At 50.2% G+C, this 19,965-nt stretch carries 17 protein-coding genes; 12 read left to right on the top strand and 5 right to left on the bottom strand.

The genetic code is table 11. From position 1 onward, the window contains the following. The first annotated feature begins 300 nt into the window (after positions 1 to 300). Both AC5JLB_RS16440 and AC5JLB_RS16435 read left to right on the top strand, forming a co-directional pair. Positions 301 to 2,679 (top strand): heavy metal translocating P-type ATPase, encoded by a 2,379-nt coding sequence (locus AC5JLB_RS16440; RefSeq protein WP_495874904.1) that lies wholly within the window; start codon positions 301 to 303, stop codon positions 2,677 to 2,679. A 230-nt stretch (positions 2,680 to 2,909) separates the two neighbouring features. After that, positions 2,910 to 3,332 (top strand): FHA domain-containing protein, encoded by a 423-nt coding sequence (locus AC5JLB_RS16435; RefSeq protein ID WP_495693202.1) that lies wholly within the window; start codon positions 2,910 to 2,912, stop codon positions 3,330 to 3,332. A gap of 193 nt (positions 3,333 to 3,525) precedes the next feature. Here the strand turns inward: AC5JLB_RS16435 and AC5JLB_RS16430 are convergent, their stop codons facing one another. Continuing rightward, positions 3,526 to 3,870: a hypothetical protein gene (locus AC5JLB_RS16430; protein ID WP_495693203.1), complete on the bottom strand. Its 345-nt coding sequence runs from the start codon at positions 3,868 to 3,870 to the stop codon at positions 3,526 to 3,528. A gap of 169 nt (positions 3,871 to 4,039) precedes the next feature. Here AC5JLB_RS16430 and tmk point away from each other — a divergent pair, with 169 nt between their 5' ends. Together tmk and AC5JLB_RS16420 are read left to right on the top strand one after the other, a co-directional pair. Continuing rightward, entirely contained in the window at positions 4,040 to 4,753 is a 714-nt protein-coding gene (gene tmk, locus AC5JLB_RS16425) for a dTMP kinase (protein ID WP_495874903.1), read from the top strand. A gap of 85 nt (positions 4,754 to 4,838) precedes the next feature. Further along, positions 4,839 to 5,783, top strand: coding sequence for a DNA polymerase III subunit delta' (locus AC5JLB_RS16420; RefSeq protein ID WP_495874902.1), 945 nt, complete (start codon positions 4,839 to 4,841; stop codon positions 5,781 to 5,783). Between the two features lie 13 nt (positions 5,784 to 5,796). Here the strand turns inward: AC5JLB_RS16420 and AC5JLB_RS16415 are convergent, their stop codons facing one another. After that, positions 5,797 to 6,963 (bottom strand): quinone-dependent dihydroorotate dehydrogenase, encoded by a 1,167-nt coding sequence (locus tag AC5JLB_RS16415; protein WP_495874901.1) that lies wholly within the window; start codon positions 6,961 to 6,963, stop codon positions 5,797 to 5,799. 130 nt (positions 6,964 to 7,093) lie between these two features. Between AC5JLB_RS16415 and AC5JLB_RS16410 the strand changes: the two genes are divergently transcribed. From AC5JLB_RS16410 to AC5JLB_RS16400, 3 genes are all read left to right on the top strand, one after another. Continuing rightward, positions 7,094 to 9,886, top strand: coding sequence for a GAF domain-containing protein (locus AC5JLB_RS16410; protein ID WP_495874900.1), 2,793 nt, complete (start codon positions 7,094 to 7,096; stop codon positions 9,884 to 9,886). 133 nt (positions 9,887 to 10,019) lie between these two features. After that, positions 10,020 to 10,544, top strand: a complete 525-nt coding sequence (locus AC5JLB_RS16405; protein ID WP_495874899.1) for a hypothetical protein — start codon at positions 10,020 to 10,022, stop codon at positions 10,542 to 10,544. Between the two features lie 233 nt (positions 10,545 to 10,777). After that, positions 10,778 to 12,631, top strand: a complete 1,854-nt coding sequence (locus tag AC5JLB_RS16400; protein ID WP_495874898.1) for a penicillin-binding transpeptidase domain-containing protein — start codon at positions 10,778 to 10,780, stop codon at positions 12,629 to 12,631. Positions 12,632 to 12,896: 265 nt separating this feature from the next. Here the strand turns inward: AC5JLB_RS16400 and AC5JLB_RS16395 are convergent, their stop codons facing one another. Then, positions 12,897 to 14,963: a thioredoxin domain-containing protein gene (locus tag AC5JLB_RS16395; protein WP_495874897.1), complete on the bottom strand. Its 2,067-nt coding sequence runs from the start codon at positions 14,961 to 14,963 to the stop codon at positions 12,897 to 12,899. A 101-nt stretch (positions 14,964 to 15,064) separates the two neighbouring features. After that, a complete protein-coding gene (locus AC5JLB_RS16390; protein WP_495874896.1) occupies positions 15,065 to 15,886 on the bottom strand; it encodes an Lrp/AsnC family transcriptional regulator in 822 nt (273 codons plus the stop codon). 144 nt (positions 15,887 to 16,030) lie between these two features. On the opposite strand from AC5JLB_RS16390, the gene clpP reads away from it, so the two are divergent. From clpP to AC5JLB_RS16370, 4 genes are all read left to right on the top strand, one after another. After that, positions 16,031 to 16,636, top strand: coding sequence for an ATP-dependent Clp endopeptidase proteolytic subunit ClpP (gene clpP / locus AC5JLB_RS16385; RefSeq protein ID WP_495874895.1), 606 nt, complete (start codon positions 16,031 to 16,033; stop codon positions 16,634 to 16,636). A 171-nt stretch (positions 16,637 to 16,807) separates the two neighbouring features. Next, complete coding sequence (gene rpsP, locus AC5JLB_RS16380) at positions 16,808 to 17,071, top strand: 30S ribosomal protein S16 (protein WP_495874894.1); 264 nt, start codon at positions 16,808 to 16,810, stop codon at positions 17,069 to 17,071. A 16-nt stretch (positions 17,072 to 17,087) separates the two neighbouring features. Then, positions 17,088 to 17,447 carry a KH domain-containing protein gene (locus AC5JLB_RS16375; RefSeq protein ID WP_495874893.1) on the top strand — a complete coding sequence of 120 codons (360 nt, stop codon included), beginning with the start codon at positions 17,088 to 17,090 and terminating at the stop codon, positions 17,445 to 17,447. Between the two features lie 143 nt (positions 17,448 to 17,590). After that, positions 17,591 to 18,544, top strand: coding sequence for a PhoH family protein (locus AC5JLB_RS16370; RefSeq protein WP_495696815.1), 954 nt, complete (start codon positions 17,591 to 17,593; stop codon positions 18,542 to 18,544). Positions 18,545 to 18,690: 146 nt separating this feature from the next. Here AC5JLB_RS16370 and AC5JLB_RS16365 read toward each other — a convergent pair whose 3' ends face one another. Then, positions 18,691 to 18,909 carry a hypothetical protein gene (locus AC5JLB_RS16365; protein ID WP_495874892.1) on the bottom strand — a complete coding sequence of 73 codons (219 nt, stop codon included), beginning with the start codon at positions 18,907 to 18,909 and terminating at the stop codon, positions 18,691 to 18,693. Positions 18,910 to 19,159: 250 nt separating this feature from the next. On the opposite strand from AC5JLB_RS16365, the gene AC5JLB_RS16360 reads away from it, so the two are divergent. Next, positions 19,160 to 19,813 (top strand): TMEM165/GDT1 family protein, encoded by a 654-nt coding sequence (locus tag AC5JLB_RS16360; RefSeq protein WP_495874891.1) that lies wholly within the window; start codon positions 19,160 to 19,162, stop codon positions 19,811 to 19,813. Positions 19,814 to 19,965: the final 152 nt, after the last annotated feature.

Below are 19,965 nucleotides of genomic sequence, written 5' to 3'. Positions count from 1 at the left end.
GCTTACACTGAGTGAGCTTTTTTACTGTTTACCAGACTTCTCAAACATCCTCTAAAAAACTGACCTGTGGATTGGGCTGAAGTTCCTCTGCCATTGCCGTATTCGCGCATTCAAGCCGCAAATATAAAGTTTCAAAAATCCTTAGCAAGAGTTTCAAATTTTGCCAATTTTACGATTTACATTAGACGATCGCGTTAATGATCAGTAGAAAAGTTGGCGATCGCGCGTCAATATGGCGAAACATCATCTACGCTCAAGATAGACGCTTGTGTGGAGCCTGACATTTTGCCTGAGAACCTCTTGTCAATCGCAACAGAAGAGAAGCCATCCTCAACCGAGACCGTCACGCTTGATGTGACGGGGATGAAATGCGCGGGGTGCGTTAGCGCGGTTGAAAAACAATTGACCCAGCAACCCGGTGTTCTGAGCGCGACTGTAAATCTAGTGACAGAACTGGCTACGGTCGAATGCGAGCCGAGCGTCGATCCAGCTAGTCTTGCTGATGCCTTAACAGAATCTGGATTTCCGAGTCAGCCAAGGTCGCCAGAAGGTCAGTCTGAGGCCGTCGATCTTAGCGAGCGGCGACAGCAAGAGCATCAACAGCAAAATCGACGACTCGCGATCGCAATTCTCTTACTGATATTTTCAACGATTGGACATCTCAACCAACTCACCGGAATCCTGATTCCAGGACTCGGCAATATTTGGTTTCATTGCGGCTTAGCGGCGGCAGCATTAGCCTTTCCCGGACGTTCGATGATTGTGGACGGTTGGCAAGGCTTGCGTCGCAACGCGCCTAATATGAACACCTTAGTAAGCCTAGGCACGATCACAGCCTTCACTGCTAGCCTAGTTGCCCTTTTGTTTCCGCAGTTAGGATGGGAATGCTTTTTTGATGAGCCTGTGATGCTGGTCGGCTTCATTTTGTTAGGACGCACCCTAGAGCAACGAGCAAGAGGTCGAGCCGCGTCTGCTCTGCAAGCGCTATTTGCCCTCCAGCCTCAGTCTGCTAAATTGATTGCCCAAGGAGCCGGAGCAACTCAAACTCCGATCGAAGTGCCGATCGCACATGTACGGTTTGGGGAATGGCTACAAGTCCTGCCTGGAGAAAAAATTCCGGTCGATGGCGAAGTTGTGGCAGGACAAACCACAGTTGATGAATCGATGCTCACGGGTGAACCCGTTCCAGTTCAGAAACAGCCTGGAGAATTCGTCGCGGCAGGAACGCTCAATCAATCGGGCGCGATCGCACTGCGCGTCACTCGCACTGGACAAGATACTACCCTCGCTAAAATCATCGGGTTAGTAGAATCGGCTCAAGCCCGCAAAGCCCCGATTCAAAAACTAGCCGATACCGTTGCAGGCTATTTCACCTACGGCGTCATGGCGATCGCGACGCTGACCTTTCTGTTCTGGTTCTTTGTCGGCTCGCACCTCTGGTCAGAGGTGTTGATGCACTCCAACTATTCGTTGCTGGGGGCAGAACATGCCATGATGCATGTCTCTGCCTCTTATACCCCACATCCCACGCCCCTGCTGCTGAGCTTAAAGCTCGCGATCGCGGTGCTGGTAATCGCCTGTCCCTGCGCTCTCGGCCTTGCCACACCGACCGCCATTCTGGTTGGCTCAGGCATCGGAGCCGAGCGGGGCTTACTGATTCGAGGAGGAGACGTTTTAGAGCAGGTTCATCATCTCGATACAATCGTTTTTGATAAAACTGGAACCCTCACTAGCGGACAGCCGATGGTCACAGACTCGATTGCCTTCAGCGATGGTGTACCGCTTCTTCAACTTGCTGCAACCGTTGAAAGTGGAACTCGTCACCCCTTAGCTCAAGCGATCGCTCAAGCGGCGACAGCGCAAAACTTATCGCTCCTAACTGCTCAAGATTTTTATACTGAGGCAGGATTTGGGGTTTCCGCCAACGTTTGGTTGGATGGAACCTCTCAACCCGTTTTACTAGGAACTGCCGCTTGGCTTGAGCAGCATCAAGTGGATGTGCCTCAAGCGGTTCAGGGTCAAGCTACTACTTTAGCCGCCCAAGGCAAAACCGTTGTTTATGTTGCGCTATCCTCATCACTCGTCGGGCTAATTGCCGTTAAGGACACGCTTAGAACCGATGCCAAAGCAACCATAGAAGCGCTGAAAACAATGGGGCTTCGGGTGATCTTGCTGACCGGAGATCGCCGCGTTACCGCAAATGCGATCGCGGCAGAGCTTAACCTCGATTCGGTGCTGGCAGAAGTCCTGCCTGACGGCAAAGCGGCCAAAATTGCCGAACTGCAAGCTCAAGGGCATTGCGTTGGCATGGTGGGTGACGGCATAAACGATGCGCCTGCTTTAGCACAGGCCGACGTGGGTATCGCTCTAAAGTCGGGAACAGAAGTTGCGATCGAGACGGCTGGCATTATTTTGATGCGCGATCGCTTAAGCGATGTGGTGGAGTCGATTCGCCTTAGTCGTGCGACGTTTCGTAAAATTCGGCAGAACTTGTTTTGGGCATTTGCCTATAATTTATTAGGCATTCCGATTGCTGCAGGTGTACTGCTTCCCTCGCTAGGACTGTTGCTCAGCCCAGCGGCAGCAGGTGCATTCATGGCATTTAGCTCTGTTAGCGTCGTCACCAATTCTTTGTTGCTCAGGCAATCCTTTTCCTCTTCTCATCCCTCCTTGCGTTAACGCTAACGCAAGCGTCCGTTCTTTCTCATGCCTAAACTTACGTATGCGTAGATCGCTGAAACTCTGTTAGGATGCAGTCGGTCATCTATCCTAAAGAACAGTCCTGATCTTCCTTAAAACTGCTCCGAACAAAGTACTAGTACTGAATCTTTCAACTTGCGATCGGGTATTTTATCTTAGGTAGGTTGCAGATTCTCCTCACTGTCGCTCATTACCCCTATTGAGTTTCAATGCCCTCAGAACCCCACCAGAATCACTTATTGATTATCGAAGACGATAAAGGACGCCGAGAATTTGTCTTAGACGCGCCTGTGTACTCGATTGGGCGAGATCCGAAGTGTGACATTCGGTTGGTGTCACAATTTGTGTCTCGTCGTCACGCAACGCTGTTGCAGTTGCCCAACGAAGATGGGACTTACTATTACCGAATCGTAGATGGCAACCTCAAAGGAAAGCCCAGCGCGAATGGGCTGCTGATCAATGGTCGCAAGCTTCAGCAGTATGACCTGCGGAATGAAGATGAAGTGGTGTTTGGCCCGCAGGTTCGAGCGATTTACTACTTACTAAAGCGCGATGCTGTCTTGACCGTGCCACCTGACGAGTTTGACATTACCCTGATTAGCCCAAATATGGTGGGCGATCCTGAGGATTAATCTCACGAGCCTTCGCGCTCGGGCGAGGCGTAAGCGGGACACGCCTCTATAAATTTTTGATCTTTCAAATCCTTAATTCTTTGACTGAACGATTGATGTTCCTAAGTGGCGTCCCCCATTTAGATAAGGGATATCAGACAATAGGTAGGGGCAATACAATGCCAGTTAACTCTCTAACCCAATGCCTTGCGAGTCATCTTACCGTTTCGATCAGTCGCCAGTTTTTGTCTTCGCTGATCGCTTTTGTGACAACATCAAACATCTGATGACAGTGGTTATCCACCTGGAGCGGTAACTCTTCGTTTTTGCTGACCAAATTTACTTTTACTTCTTGATCTGTCGCCGTTGTGCGATCGACTAGCACTTCGACTGTGACGAGCTTGGGAAAGGGAATTTTCCCCGGAATTTCCTTCGCCATAATATAATCGGCATTGGAGTAAATCACGTTGAGATTGCACGACTGGAGGGTTTCGTTCAGCAGCGGAATCAGATTTTCCAGCGAAGCGCCAAGTGTAAAGAGACAGGTGTAACGAGCCATAACTAACCCTAAGCGTGCAACAAATGAATCTTTATCATACGTGTCTGTCGTCCCCCTGCGTAGAGAAAATAGACAGTAGTGTTCTAGTCACAGAGAGAAACCCTACGACCTTTATACCGGATTCTGCATTGTGTGGGATAGTTTCTTGAAGGCGAATTGAGAACTTAACATGACTGGTAAATTCATTGTTTTTGAAGGAACAGAAGGGTGTGGAAAGACGACTCAGCTTGAACGATCGCGCCAGTGGCTTTTGCAAAGTCGGTGGCTGCCAACACTTCAGCAAAAAGGATTGATCAAAGATTTAGTTTTGACTCGCGAACCGGGCGGAACTCAGCTAGGCATTGGCATTCGGCAGCTGCTTCTAAGTCCTACAAAAGAACCAATCCACGATCGCTCAGAATTATTACTTTATGCGGCTGATCGCGCTCAGCATGTCGAGCAATTTTTGCGGCCTCACTTAGAAGAAAACGATCTAATTCTGTGCGATCGCTACACAGATTCTACGATCGCCTATCAAGGTTACGGTCGAGGATTGGATCTGACGCTCATTGATCAACTGAATCAAATTGCAACGCAAGATCTACAAAGCGATCTGACGATTTGGCTGGATCTGGATGTAGAAACAGGATTAGCGAGAATGCAACAGCGCGGCAAGCGCGATGCCTCCGGCACAGGGAAACCTGACCGCATCGAGCAAGCCGACCTCGATTTTCATCAGCGAGTCCGTCAAGGCTTTGCTCATCTGGCTCAGACGGAGCCACAGCGTTTTATTCAAGTCGATGCAAGAGGCAGTGAGCTTCAGGTGGCTGAACGCATTGAGTCTGTTTTAAATCATTCCTTGACGCAGTGGTTTAACCTTGCCAGCTATGACGTTGATTCGTAGACGTTGATTCGTAGACATTGATTCGTAGACATTGATTCGTAGCGCTACACTGAATACGCTTCTCTCAATCTCTGTCTGTTTCTGTATGTCTGTCTTTGCTCCTCTGATCGGACAACCCCAAGCCGTGGAACTGCTGGCACAAGCCATTGCTCGCGATCGCGTTGCGCCCGCCTATCTTTTCGCGGGTTCTTCGGGCATTGGCAAACGCTTAGCGGCTCAATGCTTCTTGAAACTTTTGTTGTCTCCATCGCCTCGACTGTCAATCGCGCCCTCCCTTCAGCACCGCATCACGGCACGAAATCATCCTGATTTGTTGTGGGTCGAGCCGACCTATCTTTACCAAGGCAAACGGCTCTCTCCGATTGAGGCAGACGCAGCAGGGCTAAAACGCAAAACTCCGCCGATGGTACGGCTAGAGCAGATTCGAGAAATTACGCAGTTCCTTGGTCGTCCGCCAATGGAAGCGCCCCGATCGGTGGTGGTCATCGATGCTGCCGAAACCATGCCCGAATCGGCGGCGAATGCGCTCCTTAAAACCTTAGAAGAACCTGGAAAAGCAACGATTATTTTGCTCGCTCCAAGTGTCGAAGCGCTGCTACCAACGCTCGTTTCTCGCTGCCAGCGCATTCCCTTTTACCGCCTAGATCCCGTTGCGATGACGCAAGTTCTGCGGCAAGTGGGACAGGAAGAGATTTTGTCTCAGCCGCAAATTTTAGCCCTGGCGCAAGGGAGTCCTGGAGCTGCGATCGCGCATCGTCAAAAACTCGAAACGATTCCACCAGACTTGCTCTCAGCGCTGACGTTGCCTCGGACATTGCGGGAGGCATTGAGTCTTGCCCGCGCGATCGCGAAAACCTTAGACAGTGACGCGCAGTTGTGGCTAGTGGACTATCTCCAGCAGGTGTATTGGTCACAATCAGGTAGTGCAACCGCGCTCCAATTGCTCGAAGATGCTCGAAAATACCTGCTAGCCTACGTCCAGCCGCAGCTCGTCTGGGAAGTTACCCTGATGTCAATGATGAACGGTTAATGGTGATGAACGGTTAATGGTGAGCCAACCCGATCGCGTCTCCGATTGAAGTTATTCCGTGCTGGTCTAGCTTCTGCACCAAGCCTTGAAGAATACGGCGAACCATGCCAGGGCCTTCGTAAATCCAGCCTGTGTAAACTTGAACGAGACTTGCCCCTGCCGCGATTTTCTCCCAGGCATCGTCTGGAGTGAAAACACCTCCGACACCAATAATCGGCAGCTTGCCACCCGTTTGTTTGTAGATGAAATGAATCACTTCGGTCGATCGCGCTCTCACTGGCATACCACTAATGCCGCCTGCTTCTTCTGTGACGGGTTTCCCGGTTGCCGCGATCGTCGCCGTTTTCAATCCATTGCGACGGATCGTTGTATTCGTCGCGATGATTCCTGACAGAGCATAGCGCTGAGCTAGATTCACCACATCAGCAATGTCTGCCCAATCTAAGTCAGGCGCAATTTTGATGAGAAGCGGCTTGGCAGCGCTATTTTCCTGTTGTAAGGCAGACAAAATTGGTTCTAGCTGATCGGTTGCTTGCAGCGATCGTAGTCCCGGTGTGTTGGGAGAACTAACATTGACGACAAAATAATCTCCTAATTCTTTCAGCAGCCGAAAACTTCCTAAATAATCCTCTGCGGCGTCTTCTAACGGCGTGATCTTCGACTTCCCTAGATTCACCCCAACCGGAAATGCGCCCTTTCGATGTATCAATCGCTCTGCTAGGGCGGCTGCGCCTTGGTTGTTGAAGCCCATGCGGTTGAGTGCTGCGAAATCCTCTGGCAAGCGAAACAAGCGAGGCTGCGGATTTCCGGGCTGAGCATGAAGCGTGACTGTTCCGACTTCTGCAAAGCCAAAGCCAAAATTTGACCAAATATTGGCGGCTACGCCATCTTTATCAAATCCTGCCGCCAGTCCAATCGGATTTGAGAACGCCTGTCCCCACAGCGTCTGCTCCAGCCGAGCATTCTGAAAGCCATAGAGCCGATCCAGTCGCGATCGCACCCAGCGCTTCGGAGCAGAATTGGTGTTAAACCAACTGAGCGATCGCAGCGTTTGCTGAGCCAACCATTCTGGATCAGCGTTCACTCCTGAAAATAGAACCGGACGCACAATTGCTCGATACAAATCAGCCAACAGAACCTCAGTCTTGCGATCGCAACTCACGAACCCAAAAATCACCATAGCGCATCTCACTCCCTTCCAGGGCACTCTAAGCCAGGAGTACGAGCGTTTTCGTCTCTTTTTCGTTGCATTGCCCAATTGCATTGCCCAAAAGTTGCACCGCTATCGCTAGTTTTAACCGCCAGATCCTATGGGTCAGACAAAAGAGCCAACCGCCTATGACCAGCACCTCGTTACCTTGGGACACGTGTTGCAGACTCTACGTGAAGGAACAACCACTGATGCGCTTGTCGATGCAGTCTTGGCCTATCTCAAAGCTGAATTTAGCTACGATCTGATCTGGATTGGACTCTACGATCGCGTCAGTGGACGGCTTTCTGGCAAAGGCGGGGTCAGTCCTTTAGGCGGTGATGCGCCGTTGCTAAGGCAGCGCCTCACGCTCACGTCAGGCGACGTGCTAGAGCAAATCGTGATGCAGCAACGTCCGCTCACCTTTCCTGATCTGCGAGAAGAAGTTCGAGCGAACGAGTGGCGCAAATTAGCTCAGCGATCTGGCATTCAAGGCACAATGATGTTCCCGATCTCATATCAGGAGAAGTGCTTTGGTGTGGCAATGCTGGGATCGCGGTTGTGGGGAAACTTTCCTAAAACCGAAGATAAAGCCTTGCTGTCGATGGTGTTGGGCGGCTTAGCCAGTGCGTTAGATGCGGTTGAAACAGAATGGCAACGACAGCAAATCAAGCAGCTAGATGAGCCACTCCTGCGGTTACTGGCTCAACTGCGATCGCGCTCTAATCTGGGTCAGCGTCTCGATGCTGTGGTTGATAGTACTCATCAATTCATTCAGCCCACTCGCACCAGTGTGTACTGGTTTGAGCGCCAACGTCGCTATTTCTGGCGGAGAGTGACGACCCAAAAAACCGCCACTCGCCTAGCGCCAAACTCCGAGGGAATACTGAACGAACACCAGCCCATTTCGGGAATGACGGTGCAGGAGATGAGTAGTTTCTACCAGGCTCTGATGGCAGACCAAGTCGTGTCCATTGGAGAAGCGACGAGTTCGCTCAGAGCTGATGCCACGAGCCGCTTAATGCAGAACATCAAAGCGCGATCGCTGTTGGCTGCACCCATTCTTTACCGCAACGAACTCCTAGGCTTTCTTGCCGCCGAAGGCAGCGACGCCAGAATTTGGCAAGAAGGGGAGAAAAATTTTATTCGAGGAGCTGCCCAACTGATCGCCTTGGTCGCTCCGCTCGAAGGTATGGAGACACTGATTGAGCAGACGAGGCTCGATCAGGCATTGACGGCTGAAATTGCTCACTCGATCTATGACACGAGCGATTGGAAAGTTACCCTGAAGAATGCAGCAGAGCTAGTGGGCAAACGCCTCCGCACTGATCGCTTTCTCGCCCTATTCTATGACCGAGAGCAGGGACATTTTGAGGTTTGCTATCAGAGCCATCCCAAGAACCGACGGACACTAACAACGATGCTGGGCAGTCTCAGTCCAATTGATTGGGACATGTTAGAGCGCAAACAAGGCGCGATCGCCATCGAGAACCTGGAAGAGGATTTACGCTTGGCAGCATGGCGCGATACCTTGCTTGGTTTAGGCGTGCGATCGCTGTTGGTCTGTAACACGGCTCCTGAACAATCGGTAGAAGGATTACTGATTATTGCCCATGACGCTCCCCGATCGTGGAGTGAACCCGAAGGCGAATTGACTCAAGCCGTGGCGCGGCAAATCGGCTTAATGTTGCGGCAGTGGCAACTGCAACGGCAATATGAACAACAGCAGAAGATCTATCAAACCGTTCAGTGGGGGCTGGCGTCGATTCAACAAACTCAGCATTTAGATCTATTAGAACGCTCTGCTCTGCACTATATTGCTCAAGTCCTGCAAGCCCCCATCGCTCTCCTCGTGTCGTGGTTTCCCGGCAAACAATCCGGACGGTTAATGCAATCGATTGAAACCGATCCAAGCTTTAGCTGCAATCCTGTCTTGAAGGTGTCTCTTGAAACAGATGTGTTGATGCATCGCGCCCTTGCCCACGATGGCATTTTGCCACTTTCGATCGACGATATCCCGGCTGAAACTCGTCAATGGCTGAATGTACCAGATGCCGGACAACTCCTGGTGATGGCGCTGCGAACGGCAAGTGAGCATGAGCCATCGGCCGTGCTGATTGTGGTAGATGTTTTAGAGCGCCAGTGGCTTGATCGTCAAGTCGCTGCCTTGACGATTTTGGTGAGTCAGTTTGCCTGGTCGCGGCGCTACCTGATGCTGTCTGAAAGCTTAAAGACTCAGCGCGATCGCTTGGAGCGTCTCAGTTGGTACAAGCATCGCCGTCTAGAAGATCTGCATCGAACCGTCAAATCTAGTGTGAAGCGACTGAAGGAAATTCCTAGCCCGCATCCCGATCCGCTCATGGCAACTCGTCAGCAGCAGATTCTCCGACAGATGGAGGATGAGATCGTACCAATTAATGCCGTGATTCGTGATGAACAGTGGCAATTGGCCCAGCGAACGGACACTGTACCACTGATCAGTCTGCTCCGTCGCGCCCTCGATCGCGTCGATCATCTGATTAAACAGCGACAACTCTGGTCACAGGTTCACAACGAGACGAACCCGATGATCACCGGGGACATCACTAAAATCGAACTCGTGCTGTATGAACTGCTGTTACTCGCGGGTGGGCGATCGCACCCTGGCGGACGCATCGATATTTGGTGTCGTCCTCTAGATTCACGCTGCGTAGAAGTCTCGATCACCGATGATGGAACGATTGAGCCGCGTTTAATTGAAGACTTAGAAACGGGCAGAGCTGTTGATTTATTAGCCCCGTCTATGATTGACAAATCGCCTGGTCTGCATCTCGCCATCTGTCAGTCATTGATGAAGCAACTGGGTGCAGAATTCAACCTTTACAAACTAGAAGACGGACGACTCATGAGTCGATTGGTTCTACCGCTCGGCTAATCATCAGATTCCTAAATTTTCGGTACACTTTGCAAGTCTGTCGATACAATAAAGGGCGTTTGTGGCAGTGCTCGGGCTGTCTCCGTAATACTGACGCTTCGATCCAGGGTGGATTGGTTTCACTGCTATAGGAATGCTGGTAACGCTTATGTCTGCTGTGCTGAAGTCGTCTCGACGCAAACGCTCTGCTTCAAACCACTCTCAGGTTTACCCTAGTGCTCTAGATGCTCGCCGCACCGCAACCTTCAGCCCAATTGGCGTTAAGCGTTTGCCGTCGCAAGACATTGTTCCAACGTGGGTGCGATCGCTACTAATGGTGCAGCGGGCATCGGTTGTCGCTACATTTGCGCTGGCAGGCTCTGTATTGGCCGTATATGGCTGGACAGTTTATTCTCAGCAGGTGTGGGGAAAAGAGTACCAGCATCTCGAAACCCTTCGACGCAACGAGCGGCAACTTACCACCAACAAAGAAATGCTGAAGGATCAAATTGCCAAACAGGGCAATCGTCCAGGGACAGTATTAACGCCGCAAAGTCCAGATAAAATGATTTTCTTGACACCTGCTTCTAGCCAAGGGAGTGTGGCTACGGCCTCTCCTCAAGCACCGCCCTCGGGTGTAGAGGCTGACTCTAAAGGGACCGCGCCCCTAGGCTATTGAACGAATGAGGGGTGAACAGCAAGGAGCTCAAACGAATGGTGAAGCGGGGTAGACCCATTAAGAATTCGCGGTTGGCGCATCCAAAGCAACATCCATCTGGGTCTATTCGATCCAATGGCTCAGGTTATTCTGGTACGCTTTCGGATCTTCTATCGGACTTGAGGGAAACTTCTTCTCGCGTCGCATTAGAGCTTTTAGACTCATGCCATGGTACATCCAGAGCAGCGAGGCTCATGGAGCGTCTACGTACTGCGCACGCTAAACCCAGCCTGCGTCGATTATTTATCGTGTGGGCGGTGTTGCTGGGGGCAATGGTATTGCTCTTGCTCAATTTAGTGCGGCTTCAGGTGGTTCAGGCTCCAGATTTGTTAAAGCAGGCGCGATCGCAGCAAACAATTTTTCTGCGCCCTTTTATTCCTCGTCGTCCCATTCTTGATCGCGTGGGCAATGTGCTGGCGATCAATCATCCGGTCTATACACTCTACGCCCATCCCATTGCCTTCAAAGAGCCTAAAACCGTTGTGGCGGAGAAGTTGGCTCCGATTTTGGGTAAGTCTCCCGGAGAAATTTTACGCAAGCTAGATACCGCAGATAGCGGCATTCGGTTAGAAGTGGCGCTGTCTGAGAATGCGGCGGATCGGCTGCAAGATTTACAGATTGACGGGATCGATCTGCCGCAACAGCAGCAGCGCTTGTATCCTCAGCAAAATCTCACGGCTGATGTAGTTGGCTACGTCGATGTCGATCAGCAAGGTCAGGCAGGTGTTGAATATAGCCACAAGAATTTATTAGAGCGATCGATTAAATCCGTGCGGTTAAGCCGGACAGGACTCGGTTCGATGATGCCCGATCGAATTCCGGGCGGCTTCTTGCACATTGATAACCTGCATTTGCAGTTGACGATCGACAGTCGGGTGCAACGGACGGCGCAAACCGTGCTGCAGCAGCAGGTAAAGAAATATGGGGCAAAACGCGGCGTCGTTTTGGTGATGGATGCTACGGATGGATCGCTGCGAACCCTGGTCTCTGAGCCGTCCTACGACCCGAACGAGTATTACAAAGCGAACGTCGAGCGATTTAAGAACTGGGCGATGACTGACCTGTATGAGCCGGGTTCGACCTTTAAGCCGCTTAATGTTGCGATCGCGCTCGAAACCAAATCGATTAAGCCGGATCAGGTGTTCAACGATGAAGGCTCGATCTACGTGGACCAGTGGCCCATCCAAAATTTTGACTATTCCACAGCAGGAGCACGTGGAATGACGACCGTAACCCAAATTCTAGAGCGCTCTAGCAACGTGGGTATGGTACACATCATTCAACAGATGCAGCCCAACGAATATTACAACTGGCTGCAAAAAATTGGACTTGGACAAACCACGGGAACCGATCTTCCCTTTGAAATTGCCGGACAGCTTAAAGATCGCAAAACCTTTACCGAATCGTCTATCGATCCGGCAACGAGTGCCTTCGGACAAGGCTTTTCGCTGACGCCGATTCAGCTTGTACAACTGCATGGCATCTTGGCAAGCGGCGGTAAACTGATCACCCCGCATGTGGTGCAAGGCTTGTATGACGATGCCGGACAACCCTATTGGCAACCAATCCAAAATCAAAATCCACCGAAGCAAATTTTCTCGCCGCAAACAGCGCAAACTGTGCTTCAGATGATGGAATCGGTGGTGCAAAATGGCAGCGGCAAAGCGGCTCGCGTTCCGGGCTATCGCGTCGCTGGAAAGACGGGAACGGCACAAAAGGCGAGTGCTGGCGGTGGCTATCAGGAAAACGCTAAAATCACGAGCTTTGTATCTATCTTCCCGGTGGAGAATCCGCGTTACGTGGTGGCAGCCGTGATTGATGAGCCGAAAGGTGAAGATGCCTTTGGCTCAACAGTAGCGGCTCCGATCGTCAAATCGGTAATCGATGCGCTGATTACTTTGGATAAGATTCCGCCCAGTCAACCTACAGGTCAACCCACAGGTCAGCCAATTCCGGGTGTTACTCCAACTCCTGGAGCCAGCCCGACGGAAAGCCTTGCTCCAGCAGCAAGTCCAAGCGCTGAGGTAAGCCCGTCTCCAACCCAATGAAGCACTTACGTGTGGCAATATTATCGGAACGGCATTTGTGATTGCGGCGTTTAGAGCAAAGGAGAATACAGCCGATTTAAGGTGTTGAGCTTCTATTTTGTTTGTGCTCTGGAAAAATCAGAAGCTTTCTGAGTAAAGTGCGATCGTGCTGCAAGCTCAATCTAAAGTTGAGGTAATAACGCAGCTTTCGCTGAAGTGATGGACGGTTGAGGAATATCACCGCCTGAATTCAGACGATGGTACTCACAACTGTCGATTCTTTTCCTTAAGAGCTTCTAACTAAACTTTGCTGGAGTTGTCTTTGCAACTGTTCTTGAGTTCGAGCGGGTTCCTTGCAGCTAAGTCCTTGGCAGACTAACGCAACTACGCCGTCCGGCATTTCATCCATCACCGCAAATGCTGCTGTCGGAAGATACTGCGTTTCAAGAATCGCGATTTGATCCCGGGTTGTCCGAATCAGCGTTTGATTCTGAAACCAATCCAATGCGGTAAACAAACTGGGACAAGCAGATGGAGCCTGTTCCATTACACTGGCGAACGCTTGCAAGGTCTGTTCGGCTTTGTCGAAGTAATCTAAGTTTTCGGTGAGAAGAGAGAGCCGGACAAGATTCGCGATCGCAATGCCATTGGCAGACGGAGTGGCGTTGTCCACATAACTTCGTTCTCGAATCAACAGATCCTGACTCGCATCCTTCGCCGTGTTGTAATAGCCTCCCATTTCAACACTCCACAAATATTCGTCGAATTCGTCTTGCACGCGCAGGGCGGCCGCCAACCAATCGGTCTCATTTTCAGGAGCTTGCGCTCGAATGCTGCGCGAGACTTGATGCAAATCGAGTAAGGCTTTGATAAATAGGGCGTAATCTTCAGATTGGGCGAGAACTTCTACAGTGCCGTCATAGTTAACGCGATGAAATCGGTTGTTAATCCACTGATTTTGCAAAATAAACTCAGCAGCTTGGGCGGCAAGTTCTAGATACTCTATTTCTCGAAAGACCGCATACGATCGCGCCAGTCCTGAAATCATCAGACTATTCCAAGCGACGATCATTTTAGTGTCCGTCACTGGCGGAATTCGACCAGACCAAGCAATCGATCGTGCTTCATCGGCATTGCGAGCAGGCGGAAACGCTTCTGTGACGCAGGTTCCGTATCTTGCTGCAAATAACTTACCGAGCGCTGTTTCTACCGCGTCGGATAGTCTTCCGGGATGCTGTCGCTGTAGAACGGTTTTGCCCTCAAAGTTACCTGGTTGAGTAATGGTGAATTGGGCTTGAAGTTCAACCAGTTCTTCGGAGGTGAGCAGGTGCTGTAATTCTGTAAAGCTCCAAACGTAGAAGTCTCCTTCTTCAGGTTCTGCGGCATCGCTTGTAGCGAAATTATCCGCGTCTTGAGCCGCATAGAAATAGCCTTCCGGTGAAGTCATTTCTCGTTTCAGCCAGTCTACAGTAAGCGCGATCGCTCGTTCAAATCCAGGTTCCTGAACACCCATCGCCCACAGATTCGCGAGATACTCCACAACCTGTCCATTGTCGTAAAGCATCTTCTCAAAATGCGGCACTGTCCAAGTGGGATCAACGGTGTAGCGATGAAACCCACCAGCCACATGGTCAAAAATGCCGCCAAGCGCCAAATTCATACCGCGTTCAATACTCACGTCGTGCGGGTTGTATTGAGTATCCCAGTTGAAGCGCGTCGCTCGCAGGGCGGCTTCTGCATAAGGGATCATGGGAAACCTAGGACCCGGCGATTTGGATGAAAGAATTCCAGCACTGTACTCCAATCCGTGTCTTAGTAAATTCTCACTGAGCTTAGAGGCGGAAAGCAGGGCAGAATTTTGCAAATTGGTCAAAATTTCGGCTTTGATGCCGTCTAACTTTCCTTTGTCTTGATCGTAATAGCGACGAATCGCCTCAAGCACTTGCAAAAATCCGGGGTGTCCGTATTTGGGATTAATCGGAAAATAGGTTCCTCCATAGAACGGCACCAAGTCGTCGGGTGAAAGAAAGATGTTAAGCGGCCAGCCGCCCTGCTCTGTGATCATTTGCAGAGCCTGCATGTAAATGCTATCGAGATCCGGGCGTTCTTCGCGATCGACCTTGATTGGTAGAAAGTTAGCGTTGAGATAATCTGCGATCGCGCGATCCGAAAACGCTTCGCCTTCCATCACCGTGCACCAGTGACAGCTTGAATACCCGACCGACAGAAAAATAATTTTGTCCTCTCGCCGAGCGGTTTCTAGTGCTTCATCGCACCACGTCCACCAGTCGATCGGATTGTTGGCATGCTTTCGTAAGTAAAGGCTTTGAGCTTGGGCAAGACGATTCGGCATGGGATCACTGGGAAGAGGGACACACCACAATTTTTCGCGTTTGTCCCTCTTTTCTCATCCTTCTATGGCTATGGTCTTATCCTGACCGTAAAAGCTCCTGATTAAGGAGACGTCGGCGAACCGCGAAGAATGGCAGAACCATTCTGCAACTCGATGCCTTCGACGTTAAGTTGATTCAATTGCAGTTCTAGTTTGAGCCGTTCTTTTACCTGCTCAGGAGACACGCCCAACCGCTGAGCAAGCTCTGCAACGGAGAGGCTCAAGTTTCCAACTCGAACTCTCGTCTGATCGTCAAACTGCATTCTCCCGTCTTGAACGTAGGGTTTGCCCTCGATGCCAATGTAGACTTTGCGATCGTTCAAGCCCGGAAATTTCTGAGCCGCTTCGTTCAAAAATGTCTTCTCCTGAGCGCCCAAATTGCTGTCTTTTAGGGCCTTGATATCCACTACTGCACCTGTCTTTAAAGTGTCCTGTTCAACTGTAGTGTGAATGCTTTTAACCGATTTTGGCAGCGCTTTCGTTTGGCTCTTCTCAGCAATTTTTGCAACGAGTACATCATTCAGTTCTTGCTGATCAAGCTGCACTTCTACATCCTTGCTAGAGCGCTTATCAACCGCTTGGTTGGATGCTTTAGACACGGCGTTCGATGAGCTATCAGGCGTGTTATTGACGGCATTATTAGATGCTCTAAGATTACTGCCGTTCACATTATTTGAACTCAAACCATTTGCTCTAGGATTCTGCTGAATTTGCGCTTGGATCTTTTGCTCAACCTGCGCTGTACGTTGTTGAACATCATTCGGTGATGGCTCGGCATTCCCCTGATACCAGTCTGGAAGCTTCGTTGCTTGATGCCAGACATAATACAAACTTGACAGTGTGCCACCTAGCAGCACCAATAAGACAAATCCAATCTTTTTCACAGCTACCTCAAATACTCTCAACAAGTCAATTTCCTCTCAAGATAGCCTGTCTTCCCCTGATTCCCAAACCTCTCATCTTGGTATTCCTCCACCCCTGCATCTCTCACAACTCGCTAAAATAGAAAAAACTACTGGCGTGGCTTCATGATTCCTACCGTTATTGAAAGTTCAGGTCGCGGCGATCGCGCCTTTGACATCTTTTCTCGGCTTCTGAGAGAGCGAATCATCTTTTTGGGACAAGCGATCGATTCAGATGTTGCAAATCTGATTGTCGCGCAACTGCTGTTTCTTGAGTCAGAAGATTCTGACAAAGACATTTATCTCTATGTCAACTCTCCGGGCGGTTCGGTCACGGCAGGCATGGGCATCTACGACACCATCAAGCAGATTCGTCCAGCGGTCTCGACGATCTGTGTCGGTTTTGCTGCCAGCATGGGCGCGTTCCTTCTAAGTGCTGGAACTAAGGGCAAGCGCATGAGCCTGCCTCACTCCCGCATCATGATTCACCAACCGCTTGGCGGCGCACAAGGTCAAGCTACAGACATCGAAATTCAGGCAAAAGAAATTCTCTATCACAAGCAGTATCTGAATTCCTTGCTTGCCGATCACACGGGTCAACCGTTAGAGCGCATCCAAGAAGATACAGAGCGGGACTTCTTCATGTCTGCTGAGGAAGCCAAAGAGTATGGCCTGATTGATCAGGTGATCGATCGGCGTCCTTCAGCGATGAGACCTGCTTTGGTTGCATAGGCACATTTAGCCTGTGATTGAGGGTAAACCGAGACGTTTAGCTTTGGTTTGCCCTCTTTCATCGAGTCAAATTCTGTATCAAAGCTTCAGAGAATTTGGGCTGTGATATGATGATTAACTTGGAATCTTTTGTCAAACCCTTGTAACCCGTAAGGAGTTCACTTCCCCAGCATGGTCAAACTGCGATTAAAGCGATTCGGCAAAAAACGCGAAGTCAGCTACCGCATCGTCGCGATGCAAAGCACAACTCGCCGCGATGGTCGTCCCCTAGCCGAAGTGGGATTCTACAATCCTAGAAGTGATGAAGTGCGGCTTGATGTGCCCGCGATCGAGGATTGGCTCAAGAAAGGCGCACAGCCCACAGAAACAGTCCGGAGCATCCTTAGAAAAGCCAACGTGCTTGAGCCAGTAAAGGCCGAGCCAGTAAACGCTTAGATCTTGAAGCCGACCTATGACTCACTCTCTGCAACCGCAGCCCGACTACGCAGGATTACTGCGTTTTTTGATGCAGCCTTTTCTCGATACGCCTGAAGCCTTGCGGGTGGACTGTGAAAACTGTGCTGATGGCTCCCGCATCTGGGTGCGGATGGCATTTGAAGGGGCGGATAAAGGGCGGATGTTTGGTCGAGGCGGGCGGAACGTACAGGCAGTTCGAGATGTATTGACTAGCGTGGCGAAGGCGGCTGGGCAGTCGGCAACCCTTGAAATCTACGGAGGGCATCAAGCCGAAGAAAGCTCAGAGCGAGAGCCGCGTCCCCGTCCTTCTAAAAGCTTACCCAAGCCGCGATCGGGCCCGCGTCGTGAATCGTGATGATACGCAAGATCTTGCACAACTGAGCTTCTGGAGGCATCTGAAACATCCTATTCAGATGCCTTTATTCGTTAAAATTTCACTTACTAAGTGCAACACTATCAACAACTGGTTATTAGAATTCACCCTCTTACCTTCTCTTCATGAGCGAAACGGTTACTCTTCAATTGCCTAGTGATGAGAGCGCGATCGCGCTTGCCGGAGTTCAAGAATCAAACCTCAAATCGATCGGACAGCAAACGGGCGCGAAGCTAGTGCTGCGTGGACGCGAACTGATGATTTCAGGAACGGCAAATCAGGTGGAGCGATCGCAGCAGTTAGTCTATTCGCTTCAGCAGTATTGGACTCAGGGCAAAGCGATCGACAGCGCTGATATTCTAACCGCGCGTCATGCGTTAGATACGCATCAGGAAGAAGCACTCCATGATCTGCAAAGCGATGTGCTGGCACGGACTCGGCGTGGTGAAGTCATTCGGGCAAAAACTTTTCGTCAAAAAAACTATATTCAGTCCATTCGCAAACACGATTTGACGTTCTGCATTGGCCCTGCTGGAACCGGAAAAACGTATCTTGCCGCTGTGATGGCAGTGCAAGCCCTGCTAGATAATCAGTATGAGCGATTGATTCTGACTCGTCCGGCAGTCGAAGCGGGTGAGAAGCTTGGGTTTTTGCCTGGAGACTTGCAGCAGAAAGTCAATCCTTATCTGCGTCCGCTCTATGATGCGTTGTATGAGTTTGTTGATCCAGAAAAGATTGCTGGATTGATGGAGCGGGGAGTGATTGAAGTGGCTCCGATCGCCTATATGAGAGGGCGCACCTTAAATAATGCCTTTGTGATTGTAGATGAAGCACAAAATACAACGCCTGCGCAAATGAAAATGCTGCTCACGCGCATTGGGGCTAAATCCAAAATGGTGGTGACGGGCGACCTAACCCAAACCGATCTACCCTCGCACCAAAATTCCGGGTTAGCGGTGGCAGAACGAATTCTGCGATCGACAGAAGGAATTGCGTTCTGCAATTTCAACAAGTCTGATGTTGTGCGTCATCCACTTGTGCAACGCATTGTAGAAGCATACGAACAGTACGAGAAGTAGGACGAAGAATTAATCAAGATTGCTTCATGCGCATCACACACTTTAGGGAGAATTAGAGCGAAGGCCGCAAGGTTCGGGCAGAACGGCCTCCATTTATAGAAGACCTCCAAAGGTTTGATCGAAAGGTCGCAACCTTATCTATCAACCTAATTCCATTGATAGAGAACCTCCAGAAGTTTGAGAAAAAAGTCGTGACCGTCGTTATCAACCTCGTTCCGTTGATCGATTCGCTCCAGAGGTTTAACCAAAAAGTCGCGACCTTCTCTATAAATATCGCTGCCATTTAAGCAAAGCTGAGCCGTTGAGACGTGAATCTGACTAGGTAAACAATGATTTTGAGCAAAGCAGCGCAATGCTCGTGTCACACAACTCTATCCAAATCGCGGTTTGTCTGTGTATAATTTTGGAATATTTGAAGGGGAGTAGCTGCTGGATCACCCAGCCCACCTAAATCAACATACTGGCGATGAGCCTGGTTTAGGTGACAGATTAAAGCACTTCTAATTTGTAAGCGAGACCTTCACTGAGTTCACTTCTGATGTGAGCTTGGTGGAGTGTTTTGTTCTCCTCAAGCTCACTCAGGTACGATACCCTGATCTTGAGGAGCCTGAGCGCGTGTTAACAGCCTTTACAGCCGGATTATTACTCATTACCGTCAGTGAATTAGGCGATAAAACCTTTTTTATTGCAATGTGCCTAGCCATGTATCATTCACGGCGGTACGTTTTAATCGGCACAATCGCAGCTTTAGCTGCAATGACCATCCTTTCGGTTCTGCTTGGCAAAACGGCTGCACTTTTGCCTCAACAGTGGTTGCACTATGCCGAAGTTGGGCTGTTTCTGTTCTTTGGCTTCAAACTACTCTACGATGCTAGTAAAATGCGCGCCGAGTGCCATAGCAAATCCTTGGCTTCCGATGAGACATTAGCAAACTGCGCCTCTGATGCAGAACGCGAAGCTCTAGAAGCCGTCGCCGAAGCGGAGGCGAAACTGACTCAGAAAACACCGTTTGCCATTTGTTTAGAAGCGTTTGTTTTGATCTTTGCAGGAGAATGGGGCGATCGCACTCAGTTTGCCACCATTACACTAGCCACATCCAACGATCCGATGGGGGTAACGCTTGGCGCGATCGCAGGTCACACGATCTGCGCCCTGATTGCCGTTATGGGAGGGCGTTTAATTGCAAAACATATTTCTGAACGGACGGTCACGCTTTTAGGAGGAATTCTGTTTTTGGTGTTCGCAGTTGTGGCATGGGTAGAAGGATAAGGGAATTACACAGCACTCCGTAAATTTACTAAAACTTCGTTCTGTAGAAAATTGGGTGAAGAGACCGTTAAGCCTTAGATGACGTCACTACCTCGGTAAAATTCTTCAGCTTTAATAGGGCAAGTTTAAGGTATGACTGGCTTTGGGTCATT

This window comes from Myxacorys chilensis (assembly GCF_059505265.1).
Note: the sequence above shows the minus strand (reverse complement) of the source record. Positions and strands in the feature narration are given on the sequence as shown.